This is a genomic window from Acinetobacter sp. ANC 3813, assembly GCF_002135435.1.
Lineage (GTDB): Bacteria > Pseudomonadota > Gammaproteobacteria > Pseudomonadales > Moraxellaceae > Acinetobacter.
Genome location: NZ_NEGK01000002.1, coordinates 119,876 through 138,368, shown reverse-complemented (window position 1 = coordinate 138,368; position 18,493 = coordinate 119,876). Strand labels below are relative to the sequence as shown.

The 18,493-nt window shown below is 41.9% G+C and carries 20 protein-coding genes; 17 read left to right on the top strand and 3 right to left on the bottom strand.

Going from position 1 to position 18,493, the window contains the following annotated elements:
* Positions 1-93: 93 nt before the first annotated feature.
* From B9T34_RS03460 to B9T34_RS03380, 17 genes are all read left to right on the top strand, one after another.
* The gene (locus B9T34_RS03460; protein WP_086211779.1) at positions 94-1,122 is read left to right on the top strand and encodes an HlyD family efflux transporter periplasmic adaptor subunit; all 1,029 of its coding nucleotides are present in this window, start codon (positions 94-96) and stop codon (positions 1,120-1,122) included.
* Between the two features lie 39 nt (positions 1,123-1,161).
* Entirely contained in the window at positions 1,162-2,961 is a 1,800-nt protein-coding gene (locus tag B9T34_RS03455; RefSeq protein ID WP_086211778.1) for an ATP-binding cassette domain-containing protein, read from the top strand.
* 2 nt (positions 2,962-2,963) lie between these two features.
* Positions 2,964-4,091, top strand: coding sequence for an ABC transporter permease (locus B9T34_RS03450; RefSeq protein ID WP_086211777.1), 1,128 nt, complete (start codon positions 2,964-2,966; stop codon positions 4,089-4,091).
* Between the two features lie 6 nt (positions 4,092-4,097).
* Positions 4,098-5,213, top strand: a complete 1,116-nt coding sequence (locus tag B9T34_RS03445; protein WP_086211776.1) for an ABC transporter permease — start codon at positions 4,098-4,100, stop codon at positions 5,211-5,213.
* A 400-nt stretch (positions 5,214-5,613) separates the two neighbouring features.
* Positions 5,614-6,096: an urease accessory protein UreE gene (ureE, locus tag B9T34_RS03440; protein ID WP_086211775.1), complete on the top strand. Its 483-nt coding sequence runs from the start codon at positions 5,614-5,616 to the stop codon at positions 6,094-6,096.
* Positions 6,083-6,748 carry an urease accessory protein UreF gene (locus B9T34_RS03435; protein WP_086211774.1) on the top strand — a complete coding sequence of 222 codons (666 nt, stop codon included), beginning with the start codon at positions 6,083-6,085 and terminating at the stop codon, positions 6,746-6,748. Before ureE ends, B9T34_RS03435 begins: the two co-directional genes overlap by 14 nt.
* Positions 6,749-6,850: 102 nt before the next feature.
* Complete coding sequence (gene ureG, locus B9T34_RS03430) at positions 6,851-7,465, top strand: urease accessory protein UreG (protein WP_086211773.1); 615 nt, start codon at positions 6,851-6,853, stop codon at positions 7,463-7,465.
* A gap of 37 nt (positions 7,466-7,502) precedes the next feature.
* Positions 7,503-8,069 (top strand): HupE/UreJ family protein, encoded by a 567-nt coding sequence (locus B9T34_RS03425; protein WP_086211772.1) that lies wholly within the window; start codon positions 7,503-7,505, stop codon positions 8,067-8,069.
* Between the two features lie 46 nt (positions 8,070-8,115).
* On the top strand, positions 8,116-9,000 hold the full coding sequence (locus B9T34_RS03420) for an urease accessory protein UreD (protein WP_086211771.1): 885 nt from the start codon (positions 8,116-8,118) through the stop codon (positions 8,998-9,000).
* A gap of 139 nt (positions 9,001-9,139) precedes the next feature.
* Entirely contained in the window at positions 9,140-9,442 is a 303-nt protein-coding gene (gene ureA / locus B9T34_RS03415; protein WP_086211770.1) for an urease subunit gamma, read from the top strand.
* 40 nt (positions 9,443-9,482) lie between these two features.
* Positions 9,483-9,791, top strand: coding sequence for an urease subunit beta (locus B9T34_RS03410; protein WP_086211769.1), 309 nt, complete (start codon positions 9,483-9,485; stop codon positions 9,789-9,791).
* A 12-nt stretch (positions 9,792-9,803) separates the two neighbouring features.
* A complete protein-coding gene (ureC, locus tag B9T34_RS03405; RefSeq protein WP_086211768.1) occupies positions 9,804-11,504 on the top strand; it encodes an urease subunit alpha in 1,701 nt (566 codons plus the stop codon).
* Between the two features lie 161 nt (positions 11,505-11,665).
* On the top strand, positions 11,666-12,805 hold the full coding sequence (locus B9T34_RS18980; protein ID WP_086211767.1) for a hypothetical protein: 1,140 nt from the start codon (positions 11,666-11,668) through the stop codon (positions 12,803-12,805).
* A gap of 111 nt (positions 12,806-12,916) precedes the next feature.
* Positions 12,917-13,882 carry an allantoinase PuuE gene (gene puuE / locus B9T34_RS03395; protein ID WP_086211766.1) on the top strand — a complete coding sequence of 322 codons (966 nt, stop codon included), beginning with the start codon at positions 12,917-12,919 and terminating at the stop codon, positions 13,880-13,882.
* A gap of 141 nt (positions 13,883-14,023) precedes the next feature.
* On the top strand, positions 14,024-14,527 hold the full coding sequence (uraD, locus tag B9T34_RS03390) for a 2-oxo-4-hydroxy-4-carboxy-5-ureidoimidazoline decarboxylase (RefSeq protein ID WP_086211765.1): 504 nt from the start codon (positions 14,024-14,026) through the stop codon (positions 14,525-14,527).
* The gene (uraH, locus tag B9T34_RS03385; RefSeq protein ID WP_086211764.1) at positions 14,524-14,844 is read left to right on the top strand and encodes a hydroxyisourate hydrolase; all 321 of its coding nucleotides are present in this window, start codon (positions 14,524-14,526) and stop codon (positions 14,842-14,844) included. Before uraD ends, uraH begins: the two co-directional genes overlap by 4 nt.
* A 36-nt stretch (positions 14,845-14,880) precedes the next feature.
* Complete coding sequence (locus B9T34_RS03380; RefSeq protein WP_086211763.1) at positions 14,881-16,233, top strand: nucleobase:cation symporter-2 family protein; 1,353 nt, start codon at positions 14,881-14,883, stop codon at positions 16,231-16,233.
* 84 nt (positions 16,234-16,317) lie between these two features.
* Here the strand turns inward: B9T34_RS03380 and B9T34_RS03375 are convergent, their stop codons facing one another.
* From B9T34_RS03375 to alc, 3 genes are all read right to left on the bottom strand, one after another.
* Positions 16,318-16,554 (bottom strand): VF530 family DNA-binding protein, encoded by a 237-nt coding sequence (locus tag B9T34_RS03375; RefSeq protein WP_086211762.1) that lies wholly within the window; start codon positions 16,552-16,554, stop codon positions 16,318-16,320.
* Positions 16,555-16,785: 231 nt separating this feature from the next.
* Positions 16,786-17,292, bottom strand: a complete 507-nt coding sequence (locus B9T34_RS03370) for an ureidoglycolate lyase (protein WP_086211761.1) — start codon at positions 17,290-17,292, stop codon at positions 16,786-16,788.
* A 3-nt stretch (positions 17,293-17,295) separates the two neighbouring features.
* On the bottom strand, positions 17,296-18,303 hold the full coding sequence (gene alc, locus B9T34_RS03365; protein WP_086211760.1) for an allantoicase: 1,008 nt from the start codon (positions 18,301-18,303) through the stop codon (positions 17,296-17,298).
* Positions 18,304-18,493: the final 190 nt, after the last annotated feature.

Here is an 18,493-nt window from a genome sequence, read left to right as displayed (position 1 = left end):
TTTAATATGCAGAAGTATATCTTTTTTTAGATTTTTTATGATAGTTTAAATCTAATTTAAACTAATAATCACGACGGACAGTTCGGGTGGCTTATGAAAAAGGGTGTACTTGTTGCCATAGCAGCGTTAGCGCTGATCGTCGTTGCTGCAGCAGTGTGGTATTTCAATAAAGATCAAGAAGCTTCTGACGATTTAACCCTGTACGGAAATGTTGATATCCGTCAGGTGTCTTTGGCATTTGAACAAAGCGGCAGAATCCAGCAACTGAATGTGCAGGAAGGCGACCATGTCAAAAAAGGCGATGTGCTGGCGCAATTGAATACCGATGCGCTGAATATTCAGCAAAAGCAGGCGGAAGCGCAGCTTAAAGTGCAGGAGCAGGCCGTCATTGAGCAAGATGCTGGCACGCGCCCGGAACAAATTACCCAAGCAGAAGCGCAGCTGGTATCAGCGCAGGTAAAGTTGGACAAAGCGGATAAAGATTTAAAACGCATGCAGGTTTTATTTCAAGATACCGCAGGACAAGCGATTAGCAAACAGGAGCTGGATTCAGCAAAAAGCAGCCAAGCAACAGCTTCCGCCTCAGTCAATGAAGCAGCCGCCAATTTAAACTTACTGAAAAATGGCGCCCGGAAAGAAGACCGTGAAGCAGCTAAAGCGCAGGTGGATGTTTCTAAAGCGAATTTAGATTTAATTCATTATCAAATTCAGCAAAGCGTATTAACTGCACCTGTGAATGCAGTCGTGCGGGCACGCTTGCAGGAAGCTGGCGACATGACGACTGCACAAAAACCAGTATATACACTGGCGCTGAGCGATCCGAAATGGGTGCGCGTATATGCGAATGAAAAAGACTTGAGTGAAATTCATATGGGCGCTGCAGCGCAAGTGATCCGTGATGCTCAGCCAGACCAGCCGATTCAAGGAAAAATAGGCTATATCTCTTCGGTTGCAGAATTCACGCCCAAAACCGTGCAAACAGAAGATATTCGGACCACTTTGGTATATGAGGTGCGAGTTTATGTGCAAGACCCTAAAGATATGCTGAAAATGGGGCAGCCTGTCACTGTCAAAATTGCTAAAAGTCAGCGCGCTTCTGCGCAGCCTGCTTCAGTACATTGACATAGGATTATTCAGTCTAGCAGGCCGAGAGTAAAACTCATGAATGATGCATCAATTTCGCATGTGGTCACAGCAAGGAATTTACGCCAAGTCTTTCCTGCACCCGCCAAAAATAATCCCGATATTTGCGCCATTCAGGATTTGAATATTGCCATTCCATCTGGCCAATTAACCGCTTTGGTTGGCCCAGATGGTGCAGGCAAAACCACTTTAATGCGTTTGATAGCAGGTCTATATAAACCCAGTGCAGGATCATTGGAAGTATTGGGTATTGATGCAGCCAAGCATCCTCAGAAAATTCAAGACCGCATCAGCTATATGCCGCAGCGGTTTGGACTGTATGAAGATCTCAGTATTCAAGAAAATTTAAATCTCTACGCAGACTTGCATGGCGTGCCGCCCGATGTGCGCAAAGAACGTTTTGCGCGACTATTGGCGATTACCGATTTAACCCAATTTACACAGCGTCCAGCGGGCAAACTATCAGGGGGCATGAAGCAAAAGTTAGGTTTAGCCTGCACCTTAGTGCGTTCGCCAGAATTATTGCTGCTAGATGAACCCAGTGTCGGGGTAGATCCTTTATCACGGCGTGATCTATGGGAAATTATTCAGCAGCTGGTTGCCGAAGAAAATCTGAGTGTGATGATCAGCACAGCCTATATGGACGAAGCAGAACGCTGTGCCGAAGTGTATGTCATGTATGAAGGCAAAGTGCTGAAACAAGGCAAGCCGAATGAACTGAGTGAACAAGTGCGCGGGCTGACGTGGCAGGCTCAACCGCCTGATGGGATGAAAGCCCGTATTTTACAATCGCACCTTTTGGATCTGCCTGAATATATTACCGATGCTGTACCCAAAGGCGACATGGTGCGTTTTATCAGCACGGTGCAGCATCCGCAATTGCCAGCAGAATATCTGCCCGCACTTGCACAAGTAACTGCGCGTGAACCTGAACTTGAAGATGCATTTATGCTTTTTTTGCATCAGGCGCAGCAGCAAAGCAAAGCTTCTTTATCAGGCAAAGCTGCCAGCCCTAAAGATCAGCAGCCAATGCAACTTGAGCAATCCATACAAACTCAGACAATTGCGTCGAATGCAGATCAAGCGCCAGTCATTAAGGTTAAAGATTTAGTGCGTAAATTTGGCGATTTTACAGCAGTTGCTAATACGACTTTTGATGTGCAGCGTGGAGAAATTTTTGGCTTATTAGGGCCAAATGGCGCAGGGAAAACCACCACTTTTCGAATGCTGTGCGGACTGCTGCCAGCCAGTGGCGGCACTTTGGAAGTTGCGGGCATGAACCTGCGTTACGCCCGAGCAGAAGCAAGAAAAAAGATTGGCTATGTGTCGCAAAAATTTGCTTTATACAGCAATCTGACCATGCTGGATAACCTGAAGTTTTTTGGCGGCGCCTACGGCTTGTCCGGAAAAAAATTAACGCAGCAAATAGATCAGGCATTGCATCAGTTTGAACTGAAGCCCCATGTCAAAAGTGGTGACTTACCAAACGGTTTTAAACAGCGGCTGTCTATGGCGGCCGCTTTGCTGCATCAGCCTGAAATTGTATTTTTAGATGAACCCACCAGCGGGATTGATCCTTTAGCGCGCCGATCATTTTGGTACACCATTGGAGAACTGGCCAATCAAGGCATCACGATTATCATCACCACTCACTTTATGGAAGAAGCGGAATACTGCGACCGAATCGCAATTCAGGATGCAGGAAAGCTATTGGCTTTAGGCACGCCAAAGCAAGTTCGATTACAGGCTGGATTGGCGCAGGCGCAGGATATGAATAGCGCCTTTATTGCGATTGTTGAACAGGCGCGGAGGGCTTAAGCATGAGTGTTAACGCTTTTTTCCGACGTTTAAAAGCTTTAATCGGTAAAGAAAGCAATCAGCTGCTGCGTGATAAAAGCAGTATGGCGATTGGCCTCATTTTGCCGATGATTCTGATTTTACTGTTTGGATACGGCTTGTCTTTCGATTTAAGCAATGGCCGCATGGGTGTGGTGGTGCAAAATAGTACGCCGCAAAGTGATCAGCTGATTTCAGGTTTAAATGGCAGCAGTTATTTATCCGTAACGCCTTTCAGCAATTTTCATGATGCACAAGACGCTATGGGACGCGCTGAGATTGATGCCATTGTTAATGTGCCATCAGATTTTGCAGCACAGCGTGAAAATGGCTCAGCAGATATCCAAATTATTACCAATGGGCGCTCTACCAGCATCGCTTCCGCTTTACAGGGCTATATTTCTGGCGCGTTCGCCTCGGCGCAAGCTATTCAGACAGACCGCAGCAATGCTGTCAGCACAGTGGGAACCATCAATGTTGAACAGCGCATTTGGTTTAATGAGTCTGCGAACAGTACTTGGTTTTTAGTACCAGGCTTAATTGTACTGATTTTGACTTTAGTTGGCGCATTTCTGACAGGGCTTTTAATCGCGCGGGAACGTGAGCGAGGTACGCTGGAAGCATTATTTGTTACCCCAGTTCGGCCTTTAGAAATGGTCTTAGCCAAACTTACACCCTATATCGTTATCGGTGTTATTGATATTGCAGTGTGCCTTTTGGCTGCATCGCTGATTTTTGATGTGCCTATCCGCGGTTCTTTGCTGTCCATCGTCAGCGCTTCTTTTTTATATTTACTGGTGTCTTTACTGCTGGGTTTAACTATTTCAGGTCTTTCGCAAAGCCAGTTTCAGGCCAGCCAAATGGCTTTATTGGCCAGTTTTATGCCTGCAATGATGCTTTCTGGTTTTGTCTTTGATACTCGAAATCTGCCGCTTGCTGTACAAATCATCAGTCAAATACTGCCGGCTACACATTTTATGACTCTAATTAAAACACTGTTTTTAGGCGGGGATGACTGGCAGCTGTGGTTTAAAGAATGCAGTATTTTGATGATTTATATTGTTGTTCTGACGGCTGCATCCTGCATTTCACTGAAAAAGCGCTTGAGGTGATTCAAAATGACATCTATTTTTGCATGGCTGAATTACTTGATGGTTTTGGTTAAAAAAGAATTTTTAACAATTTTCAGTGATCCAGCCAATCGAACGATTTTAATTGCGCCAGCACTGATTCAGGCATTACTGTTTGGCTATGCTGCCAGCTATGACGTGAATCATGTGGAATATGCGGTATTAGATCAGAGCCATGGTCAGGCATCAGCGCAATTGTTGCAGCATTTGGATGGTTCCGGCATCTTCAAGCGTACAGCAACCTTGCAAAATAACAGTCAGATTCAGCAAGTCATTGATGACCGGCAGGCTTTGGCTGTTATCACTATTCCTAGCGATTTTGAAAATAAGCTGAATCAGGGGCAAAGCTCGGCCATACAGGTTATTTTAGATGGACGAAACTCGTCAACGGCCAGTATGGCGGGTTCCTATATCAATAATGTGGTGGCGCAAGTCAATCAAGAGCGAACTGGCGCTGTTTCCAGTGTCAATATTCAAACACGTGTTTGGTATAACCCCAATGCAGAATCACGCTGGGGCTTAATGCCATCATTAATTGCTGCCTTAAGCATGATGCAAACCTTGCTGCTGTCTGCCTTATCCGTGGCCCGTGAGCGGGAACAGGGCACATTTGACCAGCTTTTGGTTACACCGTATACGCCATTGCACATTATGATTGGCAAGGCATTGCCGCCAATTTTTGTTGGATTGATGCAGTCGACCATCATTCTGCTGATCATCATGTTTTGGTTCCAGATCCCAATGAACGGTTCATTGGCTTTACTGTATTTTGGCTTATTGTGTTTCAATATTGCAGTTGTCGGCGTTGGACTGTCGATATCTGCAGTGTCTTTAAATATGCAGCAGGCAATGCTGTATACCTTTTTCTTGATTATGCCTATGATGCTGCTGTCGGGTTTGCTGACCCCAGTACAGAACATTCCGCATCTTTTAGAAATATTGACCTATGCCAATCCTTTAAGATTTGGCTTAGATCTGATTCAGCGCGTGTATCTGGAAGGCGCAACTATTTCACAAGTGAAATGGAATTTTGTTCCTATGGCTGTTTTAGTAGTATTGACTTTGCCGCTGGCGGCTTGGCTGTTTAGAAATCGGCTGTCTTGAGCATCCTATTGATAGAGCTGACTGCTTTATTTGAGATGTAAATTGTTTTCTAAACCAATCAACTGCTTTGCTGCAGTTGATTTCTTTCAGCAAAATCTCAAAAAAAAATTAATAAGAATATGCAAAGCTGAGACATTCCCGCAGCTTGCTCATGGGGGCATTTTTTAAATTTCAGCAGAAGGCCTGATCGCGGTTAAAACAGCGTTTATCCTTAAGATTATGCATAAATCTAATCAGTCTATTTAACAATCTATTCTAATAATTAGTACACCCAATCTAACTTTTATTCTAAAAATTGGCACGATAAATGCAATATTTTAAAGCAAACATTTGTTTATAAATGAAATTCAAGCATCAAAATGGAACACTTTTCCTGTAATGCTTTAAAAAATGGAAGAGCATGAAAATTTATACTCAGCGATTAGAGCTTACAACTAAAGACATTGAAGCAGAATCGATAGAACTTAGTTTTGATACCCGCCAAAAGAGCCGTTTTCGTGCAACTTTAAAAAATGGGCACGATATTGGTGCAGATTTGCCGCGCACAGGAATTTTACGCAGCGGTTCATATATAGCGACTGATGCGGGTGAAATTCTACGTGTAGATGCCAAAGCAGAAAAATTAATGCAAGTATCTTCTCATAACAGTTTCGATTTACTAAAAGCTGCCTACCATTTAGGCAACCGCCATGTACCATTAATGCTAACGCCAGAGGCATTATATTTTGAACCCGATCATGTACTTGCAGAAATGATTGTAGGGTTGGGTTTAGCCGTAAATGAAGTTGAACATCCTTTTGAACCTGAAAGCGGTGCATATGCACAGCACCAGCATGATCACCGTCTAAGCCCAATTAAAGCTTTGCATCATGTCAGTCACTAATGCTTCACAGCTATTAAGCCTGCTGACCTTATCTTCTACGGCGTTGCCGATAGGCGCGTACTGTTATTCACAAGGTGTTGAAAGCGCCATAGATCAAGGGCTTATTCATGATGAAGCCTCCAGCATTGCCTACTTTGAAGAAGTATTGGAGATGCTTTTAGTGCGTTTTGAATTGCCTATTTTACAGCGCCTAATGCAGCACCATGCAGATGAACAGCAATTTTTATATTGGGCAAATTTTTACAAAGCCAGCCGTGAATCGAAAGAATTACTCGCAGAATCGCAGCAGTTGGCATTTTCTTTGAATGCTTGGATTAGAGATGTGCTGAAACAAAAAGTCGAAGTGAAGAAGCAGTTTGGCTTTGTTCCTGTATATGCGCATTTGTGCGGCACTTTGGCGCTTAACCCAACGGATGTTTTAACGGCATATAGCTTTACTGTGTTGGAAAACCAAGTATTGGCTGCCGTAAAAACCGTGCCGTTAGGGCAAATGAGCGGTCAGCGGATTGTTTGGCATTTGCATGGCTTAATTCCGCAAGCAGTAGAAAGCGCTTTAACGCTGCAAGACGATGAACTGAGCAGTGCATTGCCGCAATACGCAATGCTCAGCATGTCGCATGAAACTTTATATTCCAGATTGTTCAGATCTTAAAAGAAAAGCATTTTGAGTTGAGCGTCTTAAAATTTTAAACATAAATCACTACTGACTTTATTCACGTAGAAAACGAAGAATGAAGCATTGAAGGAAAGAATCATGTCAGAACGCAGTCCTTTACGTGTTGGAATAGGCGGGCCAGTTGGCTCGGGTAAAACAGCCCTAACTTTAAATTTATGCCATGCGCTGCGCAATAAATACAATATGGCTGTAGTGACCAACGACATTTACACCAAAGAAGATTCCAACTTCTTAACCCGCAATGAAGCCATGTCGCCAGACCGCATTGTCGGAGTAGAAACAGGCGGCTGCCCGCATACGGCTATCCGCGAAGATGCGTCTATTAACTTGGCGGCCATTGATGATTTATGTGAAAAATTTGATGGCCTTGAGCTGATTATTATTGAAAGCGGCGGGGATAATTTAGCCGCGACTTTCAGTCCTGAATTGTCCGATTTAACACTGTACGTCATTGATGTAGCCGGCGGTGAAAAGATTCCGCGCAAAGGTGGACCAGGGATTACCAAGTCAGATTTGCTGATTATTAACAAAACTGACTTAGCGCCTATGGTTGGTGCAAATTTGGATGTGATGGATCAGGATGCAAAACGCATGCGCGGTGAAAAGCCGTTTTTATTTTCAAATATGAAAACGCAAGATGGACTTAATCAAATTATCGAATTCATTGAAAAACAAGGGCTATTCAAAGCTTAATTTTTATCAAAAAAATTGAAGAAATCTGGAAATTATTATGCGCTTACTATATCAAGCTTTTATCGCTGCTGCCGCAAGTTTACCTGTTTTGGCTTTTGCGCATGCAGGTCATGATCATCACAGCGGTTTTTGGTCAGGCTTCGTTCATCCCTTTACTGGCTTAGATCATTTAATAATGGCCATCGCCTTTGGCGTTTTAATGTGGACGGCGAATCAGCGCTGGAAATTGGCAGGACTAGTGGGATTAGCTGCCGCACTTGCTGCGGGTTTCACACTTGGTACTCAAGCAATATTGCCTACAGCTGCTGCTGAATACGGCATTATTGCATCTTTAGCCTTATTGGCTGTTGCGCTTTGGAGTAAATCTAACCGTGTATTGCCAGTAGCCGCTGTGCTTCTTGCGAGCTTCCACGGCATTGCTCATGGCACCGAATTAGGACATTCAGGTTCTGCTGCTTTGCTTATTTTAGGTATGGTCTCTGCTATGGCGCTGATTTATGCTGCAGGTTTAGGCATCGGTGCTTTTGTTCAAAAAAATGTGCCTTATGGCAAGAAAATTATTGGTGCTTTGGCCGCTGTAGTTGCTGTGATTGGTCTGGCTTAAAGCTCAATTTTAATTGCTTATTCATGCATATTAATCAAAGACAGCGATGACAAATTTAGCCGTACCTAAACCATCAGAATCTCAGATTCTACCGCAGCTATGGTATGCCAAGCTTGAGCTTGGATTTGCCAAACACGACAGCCGTACAGTGCTGCAGCACCGAAAACACTCTGGACCAGTGCGTGTGCAGAAAATGCTTTGGCCTGAAAAAACAGCTATTTGTCATGCCATTATTGTCCATCCGCCTGCAGGAATTGCAGGTGGGGATCACCTGACATTTGATATGTGGGCTGAAGATAATGCTCATGCCTTGGTCACCACGCCCGGTGCTGGAAAATGGTACAGAACCAATGGCAAGCAGGCGTATCAGCACATTTATATTCAGGTGAAACAGAAAGCAGTTTTTGAATGGCTGCCGCAAGAAACCATGCTGTTTGATGGTGCGAATGCAAGTTCAGAAACCCAAATTCATTTGGATCAAAGCGCAAGTTTTATTGGCTGGGACATGCTGGTCATTGGCCGTCAAGCCAGACAAGAAACCTTTAGTACAGGCGCTTATAAAAACCAATTTAAGCTTTGTCGCGATCAGCAGCTTTTGGTTGCAGATACATTGAGTTTTAATGGCAATGACCGCTGGCTGAGTTCATGTTTAGGCATGCATGGCAGGGCAGTTATGGGCAGCTTTTGGGCTGTGCCGCCAGAACATTTTAGAACGAGCAGCGTATTAGAAGAACACATTGATTTAATTCGTGAATTAATGATGCGAATGAATGTACCTGTAACGCTGACGCTTTTAGGAGATGTCATCTGCGCACGTTATTTAGGAAACGATGTAAGGCATTGCCATGATGCTTTTGCTGCAATCCGTGCCAGATTAAGACGCTATTGGTTTGATTTAGATGAAGAGTTTCCACGAATTTGGCGGACTTGATTATTCAACAGTTTTTTTCCAAAAAGTGAGTGAAAGCGCTTATTTGAAAGATGATCAATCCCTCCAAACCTCCCTTTAAAAAGGGAGGATTTTAAGCACAATTTTTGCATTACAAATAACAGAATTTTAGGACAAAGATATGGAACTTAATCCCACAGAAAAAGACAAACTCCTGATTTTCACTGCGGGTTTAGTTGCAGAACGACGTAAAGCGCGTGGCTTAAAATTGAATTATCCAGAATCTATTGCATTCATTTCTGCGGCTTTGCTTGAAGGTGCACGTGATGGCATGACCGTCAGCGAACTTATGCACTATGGAACGACGCTGTTAAGCCGTGCAGATGTTATGGATGGCGTAGCGGAAATGATTGCAGAAGTTCAAGTGGAAGCGACTTTTCCTGATGGATCGAAGCTGGTCACCGTGCATCAGCCTATTATTTAAAACATGAATAAAGTTAAACATAAATAATTGGGGAATATAGATGATACCCGGTGAAATTATTACGCCAGATGGCGATATAGAAATGAATGTAGGCCGCCAGTTTTTAAAAATGACGGTGGCAAATATCGGCGACAGACCGATTCAAATTGGCTCACACTTTCACTTTTATGAAGCCAATGATGCTTTGCAGTTTGATCGTGAAGCATCAAAAGGTTACCGATTAAATATTGCCGCAGGAACAGCTGTACGTTTTGAACCAGGACAAAGCCGTGATGTGGAACTGGTCGCATTGTCTGGTAAGCGTGAAGTATATGGCTTTTCAGGCCGTGTGATGGGCAAGCTGGATTAAAGGATATATAAAATGAAAATGTCTCGACGCGCCTATGCGGAAATGTTTGGCCCGACTACGGGTGACCGTGTCCGACTAGCGGATACAGAGTTATTTATTCAAGTCGAGCAAGACCTGACCACCTACGGCGAAGAAGTAAAATTTGGCGGCGGAAAAGTGATACGTGATGGCATGGGCCAATCACAGCTTTTGGCGGCAGATGTTGCAGATACCGTCATTACCAACGCTTTAATTGTAGATTGGTGGGGCATTGTTAAAGCAGATGTAGGCTTGAAAAATGGCCGTATTTGGAAAATAGGTAAAGCTGGAAATCCTGATATTCAACCCAACATTACCATTCCTTTAGGTGCAGCCACGGAAGTCATTGCGGGTGAAGGACAGATTTTAACAGCAGGCGGTATTGATACGCATATTCACTGGATTTGCCCGCAGCAAGTTGAAACTGCACTTATGTCTGGTACAACGACCATGGTGGGCGGCGGTACGGGGCCAGCAGCAGGTACATCTGCTACCACCGTGACCCCAGGCCCTTGGCATATTGCGACCATGCTGCAAGCTATAGATGACTTGCCTATGAATATTGGTTTATTGGGTAAAGGCAATTTAAGTCAGCCTGAACCCATTGCCGAGCAAATTAAAGCAGGTGTAGTGGGTTTAAAACTGCATGAGGATTGGGGATCAACACCAGCTGCCATCGACAATTGTTTAACGGTTGCAGATCAGTTTGATGTACAAGTTGCTATTCATACAGACACACTAAATGAAAGTGGCTTTCTAGAAGAAACTTTAGGAGCTTTTAAAAACCGTACCATCCATACCTATCATACAGAAGGTGCAGGTGGTGGACATGCTCCCGATATTTTAAAAGCAATTGGGCAGCCAAACGTACTTCCATCGTCGACCAACCCGACGCGCCCTTATACCATCAACACCATTGATGAACATTTAGATATGCTGATGGTCTGTCACCATTTGGACCCAGCAATTTCTGAAGATGTAGCATTTGCAGAAAGCCGCATTCGCCGCGAAACCATTGCAGCGGAAGACATTTTGCAGGATATGGGTGCTATTGCCATGATGTCATCTGACTCACAAGCGATGGGGCGTGTAGGGGAAGTGATTTTGCGCACATGGCAAACAGCGCATAAGATGAAAGTTCAGCGTGGACCTTTAGAAGGCGATACGCCGCATTCTGACAATAATCGAGTAAAGCGCTATATTGCAAAATATACGATTAACCCAGCCATTACGCATGGTTTAAGTCATGAAATTGGTTCTATTGAAGAAGGTAAATTGGCAGATTTAGTGCTCTGGAAGCCAGCATTTTTTGGCGTTAAGCCATCTATGATTATTAAGGGTGGAATGATTGCTGCTGCGCCTATGGGGGATATTAATGCTTCAATTCCAACGCCGCAGCCAGTGCATTATCGTCCTATGTTTGGCGCGCATCCTAGAGGTGTACATAACACCTGCATTACCTTTTTGTCGCAAGCCGCTATTGATGATGGCGTTGCAGAAAAACTGAAATTGAATAAGTTAATTTCACCTTGCAAGAATACGCGTAATATTTCTAAAGCAGATATGAAGTTAAATACTTATTGTCCTGTAATGGAGGTTGATCCTGAGATTTATGAAGTCCGTGCAGATGGTGTTCATTTAACGTGTGAGCCAGCGGAAGTGTTGCCAATGGCGCAGCGGTATTTCCTTTTTTAATTTACCTCTCTAGCCCTCTCCTTAAAGGAGAGGGAATTTCTAACTAAATTAATGTTCAGTACATTTCTTTTGCATTTCGGCAGATTAAAGGAATCAAATATTGATTTAATATTTGATTTATAAGAATATATTGATAATTTAGAATAATATTTGAGTATAAGATGCAATTTAAGTTTGAGAGCGCCGAATTTAAGAATACATTTGCACAAGTTCTTGAGCTTACAAATAAACGGGAAGATCCAAAGCTCGAACTGCCTGAGCAAGTAGTTAAAATAGCAAGTGCATTTCATAGTGTTGAATGCTTTTTTAGAATTGAAACAGATTTATCTTTGCTCGATGAACATATAAATTATTCAAGAACACAAGATAGATTTAACTTTATTAATTTTATAAAAGAAAAATTAGACAACTATCAAGAAACTAAAAGTCTTAATGATTATATCGCTGTAGTTTTTCAATCGTCAGCCTTAATTTATATCTATCTTAGAGAATATGAGTTTAATGTTGGTGGATTTAATAATAATAGTGCTTTTGAAGTAGGAGATTTTTTAGTAACGATTGGGTTAGAGCTAAAAAATAGTGAATATTGGCGTTTAATTGATTTTGGAGATCGTGATCTTCCATTCAATATTCTTAAAAAAATATTTTATTCGAATGACATTCGCAACCTAAATGAATTAATTAGTTTTAAGAATGATTTAACTGATCAACTAAAAGAAATGGATTCTAAAATTCAACAGTACGAAGTTGCATTTGAACAAAAAAAAGAAACTATTATTGAATTAGAGCAGAAGTTGGATAAGTATAAAATTACTTACGATTTCGTATTACTAAACAAAGGTTTTCAGCAACTTTATGAACAAAAACGAGAAGAATTGGAAAAAGTAAAGGATACGTATTCCATTGTCGCTGCGACTATGTTTTTTATCCCATTTATAGAGTTTGCATTCCTTGTATTTGGATTTTTTTATTTTAATGGAAACATACCTTCAGCTATGTGGCTTATTTTAATTCCATTTTTAACTTTGATTTTAATTACTTTGTACCTTGTAAAAATTTCATTACAAGACAAGCGCTCAATTCAATCCCAAATGATGCAGCTCGAACTGCGTATAGCGCTTTGTCAATTTATACATAACTATGCAGATGATTCTGAAAAATTACATAAAAAGAATTCAGCAGGTTTTGAAAAGTTTGAAAATATTATCTTCTCACCGTTGGTATCATCTGATGATAAAATTCCAACGACATTTTATGGCATGGAACAGCTTGCAAAACTTGTTAGTGAATTTAGAAAATAAGTTTTGAACTATAAATAAGCATTTTAATTAATTATGCGCCATACTTTGGCGCATTAATTGCTTAATCCTTCCTAATTTTACTGTTTGATATAACAAATTTAGGGAGTAGAAGTGACGACTAGCTATTTACGTGGGCAAGACCTCATCAACCAAATACAGCAGCAAGACTATTCTAGAGATTTGATTGGCTACCATGGTCAGCCACCCAAAGTAGAATGGCCAAACAAAGCACGTGTTGCCGTTCAGTTTGTACTGAATTATGAGGAAGGCGGCGAAAACCACATCGAACATGGTGATGCAGGTTCGGAACAATTTCTATCCGATATTGTCGGGGCAGCCCGCTATCCAAACCTGCATATGTCTATGGACTCTATGTATGAATATGGCTCACGTGCAGGGTTTTGGCGTATACATAAAGAGTTCCAAAAGCGTAATTTACCCATGACTATATTTGGTGTAGGCATGGCATTGGCACGAAATCCCTATATCGTTCAAGCGATTAAAGACGCAAATTACGATGTCGTGTCACATGGTCAGCGCTGGATTCATTATCAAGACATGCCTATAGAGCTTGAACGTCAATATATGGATCAAGCAATAAGTGTATTAGAAACATTGTTTGATCAAACGCCAATCGGTTGGTACACAGGCCGTGACAGCCCAAATACGCGAAAGCTTTTGGCAGAATTTCCGCAAATTAAATATGACTGTGATTACTATGGTGATGACTTGCCATTTTGGAGCACATTGACCAATGCAGAGGGTCAAAAACGCCCTCATTTAATCATTCCCTATACACTTGAAAGCAACGATATGAAATTTTGTGCGCCTGCAGGCTTTAATAGCGGGGAACAATACTTCCAATACTTAAAAGACAGCTTTAATGTTTTATATGCAGAAGGCGAGACTGAACCAAAAATGCTGTCTATTGGTATGCATTGCCGTATTTTAGGGCGCCCAGGGCGGTTCAAAGCACTGCAAAGGTTCCTTGATTATGTACAGTCACATGAGCAGGTTTGGATTTGTAAGCGCAATGATATAGCCGAATATTGGTATAAAAATCATCTTCCTGAATAAAATTAATATCATATAAAAGAGAAGTTTAGCTTCTCTTTTTTTTATTTTTGATTTTATAAATTATATATACATAGTGAGATTGGCACTGTTATTGCAATTTACATTTTGAATGAACGATAAATAAATTTGTGATTTAAAACCATGCAATTGAATGAATTTAACTTATCCAGCAAGGATGACGCTCAAAAATTTCTTAAGAACTGTGTGCAAATTGAGAGCTGGGCAGAGGAGCTTTTAGCGCAGCGGCCCTTTGATAGTGCAGAAGCTTTAATGGCTGCGGCAAAACAGCAAGTCGGAACTTGGACATGGCCAGAAGTGGCAGATGCTTTAGCCAACCATCCGCGCATTGGCGAAAAAAAAGCGCAAGCAGAATTAAACAAAACTGAACAAGCTTTTTCAGACCGTGAGCAGGCAACAATAACCGTAAATCAAGAAACTCAAGATGCTTTGCTTAAAGGCAATAACGATTATGAAAAAAAATTTGGTTATATCTTCTTAATTAAAGCAGCAGGCCTAAATAGCCAAGATGTGCTGCAAGCGCTCAAATACCGCTTATTAAATGATAAAGAAACGGAACAGCGTATTGTTAAACAGCAGTTAGGCGAAATTGCATTATTAAGATTATCTCAGGAGATTCAAGCATGATCAGTACCCACATTCTCGATACAGCTCTTGGAAAACCTGCGCAAGATGTATGTGTAAAATTATTTTCTGAAGATGGAATATTATTGGCAGATGCAGTGACCAACTCAGATGGTCGCGTTTCAGATTTTAACATTGGCGCATTAGCTGCTGGTTCATATTCAATTGAATTTGCCATTCAGCCTTATTTTGCAAAATTAAATACAGAGACTTTTTTCCCTAAAGCGGTGATTTATTTTTCGGTCAGTCAGCCTGATCAGCATTACCACATCCCGCTGTTAATTAGCCCGTACGCGTATTCAACGTATCGCGGCAGTTAATAAATTAATTTTAAAAATCTAGGGGGAAATTGAAAAATGACTGATCCAAAAAATGCAGTATCACCAGAACATGAATATTTAGGCGCAGGCAAAAGCTTAGCATATGGTTTGCAGCATGTTTTAACCATGTATGGCGGTATTATCGCGCCGCCGCTCATTGTCGGAACGGCTGCTGGCTTATCTCCAGCAGAAATTGGTTTATTGATTGCTGCGGCATTATTTGTTGGTGGTCTCGCGACAATTTTGCAAACGATTGGCGTTAAATATGTCGGCGCAAAGCTGCCTTTAGTACAAGGTGTATCTTTTGCCGGCGTCGCGACAATGATTGCCATTGTTACATCAGGCGGCGGTTTGCAGGCGGTTTATGGTGCGGTGATTGTTGCATCTTTAATTGGTTTTTTCTTGGCGCCATATTTTTCTAAAATCATCCGTTTCTTTCCACCTATTGTGACGGGCTGTGTTATTACAGTCATTGGTTTGTCGCTGTTGCCTGTAGCTGTACGCTGGATGATGGGCGGTAACAGTAAAGCACCTGACTGGGGCAGTGCGGAAAATATCTGTTTAGCGCTAGCGACCTTAGCCATTGTGATTGCTTTGAATCTAAGCAGAAATGCGACAGTTCGCCGACTCTCTATTCTTTTGGCGATTGTGCTTGGAACGGTCATGGCTTATTTATTGGGTTTTGGAGATTTCTCTAAAGTTGCTAGTGGACAATGGATCCAATTTCCAAGCTTCTTTGCCTTTGGCATGCCGACGTTTGAAGTCAGTGCAATCTTGGCCATGTTGATTGTTACTTTGGTGATTATGACTGAAACAACGGCAGATGTGATTGCGATTGGCGAGATTGTCGGTACTAAAGTTGATTCAGACCGCATCACTGATGGGCTGCGCGCAGATATGCTTTCAAGTGCTGTTGCGCCAATTTTTGGATCGTTCATGCAAAGCGCATTTGCGCAAAATGTAGGTCTTGTTGCGATTACCGGCGTCAAAAGCCGCTTTGTCGTTGCCGCAGGTGGCATGATTCTTGTTGTACTCGGCTTATTGCCAATTATGGGACGTTTAGTCGCGGCAATTCCAGTGCCTGTATTGGGCGGTGCTGGATTGGTGCTATTTGGTACAGTGGCTGCCAGCGGCATTCGTACTTTGGCTAAAATTGATTATAACGAGCAAAAAAATCTGATCATTGTGGCGACTGCAATCGCAGCAGGCATGATTCCAATCATTGACCATTCATTCTATGCCAATTTCCCGAAATGGGTGCAGACCTTGTTTCACTCAGGCATCAGCTCTACATGTGTGATGGCCATCTTATTGAACATCGTATTTAATCATTTAAGCTTTTCACGCGTAAAAACGCCGGCTGTGCAAACGCTCAAACAGCCGCATTAACTTATTATTAGAATTTAAGCAGTACAGTAAAAAACCAGCCAAGATGGCTGGTTTTTTTATATGATTTTTCATTTTTTATAGCATCTACGATTTCTGTTTGGCTTTTTGGCGTAAGACATACAAATACAAGCTTTCTACTTTTTCACGTGCCCATGGAGTAGTACGCAAGAATCGCAATGATGATTTAATACTTGGATCTATACAAAAACATCTAATTTCAATTTTACGACTTAATCCCTCAAAGCCACCGTAGTAATCCAATAATTCATCCAAAATGTCAGCAAGTTTTTTACCGTGTAGAGGGTCGTTGGAGGGGTTCATAATAGATCAATCATATTTTGGGAGGTCATCATTATAACCTGAGTTCGTTCTAATCATTAGGTAGTTATTGCACATCATAAACAGCATGTGAGTAGGTAATTTACATAATATTCTATTTAAAGCGATTAGATGCAACCTCATGCGTTCGTGTGAGCTAAGCATTGCTTCTACTTATTTTTCTTGAAACGCACATAGGGCCTGATGAATCAAGCCTTATGCTGTACTGAAAAATTAAGGCTGAATACTGATTTTTTCAGTAAAACTGTAAACATCACAGTTATGACCTGTGCCAATTCGATCAATCACGGCAAAATCACTCGGCGCTTCTAATGTAAGTAAGGGATGATGCCAAGTGCCAGCTCGGTAATTGACACCTTGTTGACCATTGCTGATAAATGCATGAATCTGATCCAGATCAGGCTGATCGGCATTTAAATTTGGCGCAACCACCACCAAAAAAGACTGTCCCTGCATAGGAATGAACGCTTGTGAACCTATGGGATGGCGCTCCAGCATTTGAATGCTGCAAGGAACATCAGTTTTTTTAATATTGCGGAAAATACTGATCCCAATAGTAGCATCCAGAGCTTCTGCAATACTTAAAGCATGGTAACGTTCCGTATGCGCATCATTAATGTGAAAGAAATCGTTGCCTTCACATACGATAACCTCACCAAAAGGTGCAAAAGCTTCTACAGTCAGTGGCTGAATGCGTATCTGCTGAATGTCTTGAGTCATGACTTATCCTGAAATTTTACCCCAGAGACGAACACGGCTAATTCCGCCATCTGGAATCATGTTCACGCGAATATGAGAGATTTTTTGATGCTTTAAAATTTCGCTGACATAGTCATGAATGTGATCCATCTGCATATCTTGCGCTTCTAGCAGGAAAGGCCAGAACATACTTTGCGGAATTAGCTGGGGATCAGTTGCATTTTCAATATATGTTGCTTGGATAGAGACTTGCGCAGGATAGTTGCCTTTAAAATGTGCTGTGTCTATTTCAATTTTTTCAATAGAACCGCTTTGCCCAAGCGCCAAAATACACCAGTCAAAACCAGGTGCACGACGACGTTTGGTTTCCCAGCCATCCCCCATATTAATGCCGCGGCCAGGGTTAATTAAGTTGCGAGGATGACCAAAATGAGCGTCACTATAAGCAATGACACGACCGCCATTTTCAAGTGCAAGTAAATCTATGGTCTGCCGACTGTCTTGAATCTGAATTTGGACTTCGCCATAGACTTTAAATCGAGCCACGCCGCCATCTGGGAAAATATTAAGGCGGATATGAGTATATACCTCGTCACTTTTAACATTAAAAATGTGATGTTGGCTTGGCCCTAAAACGGAATTGTCTAGAATGCTTAGCCATAGTGCATTGTCGGTGTCACCATTTGGTGCATAGCATGCTTCTACTGAGGCAGAAGCAGGGTAATTGCCTGTAAAGAATGTGGTATCAATATCAAATGCTTTAATTTTTCCAGCAACGCCTAGCTTTAAAATGGCCCAATCATGTCCAGTATGGCGCTTACGGCGAGTTTCCCAGCCGTCCATCCATTTACCATGATCATCAAATTTATCTTCTACAAAAATTGGCGCATCAAATTGCAGCATACGGCTGGCTTCAGCAAAAAAATCATCTGAACATTCAAGTACTTTTGCACCAATTCGGGTATCTGCCAAATTGGTATATTGCTGTAAATGTGCAGGAATTTCAAAATCTGGTGCAAGTAATGTTGCCATAATTATTTACCATTCATATTTCTGTTTACATCATTGTATGTGCAGATATCTACGCTTATTTTTTTAACAGCGTTCGTAAAAACAATATCTTAGCTACCTGTTTATGCACACCGTGTGCCAACTTTTATAAAAAATGTATCGTTCGTTAAATAAATGGCACGTTTTTAGCATTTTAGGAGAAAGCATTAAG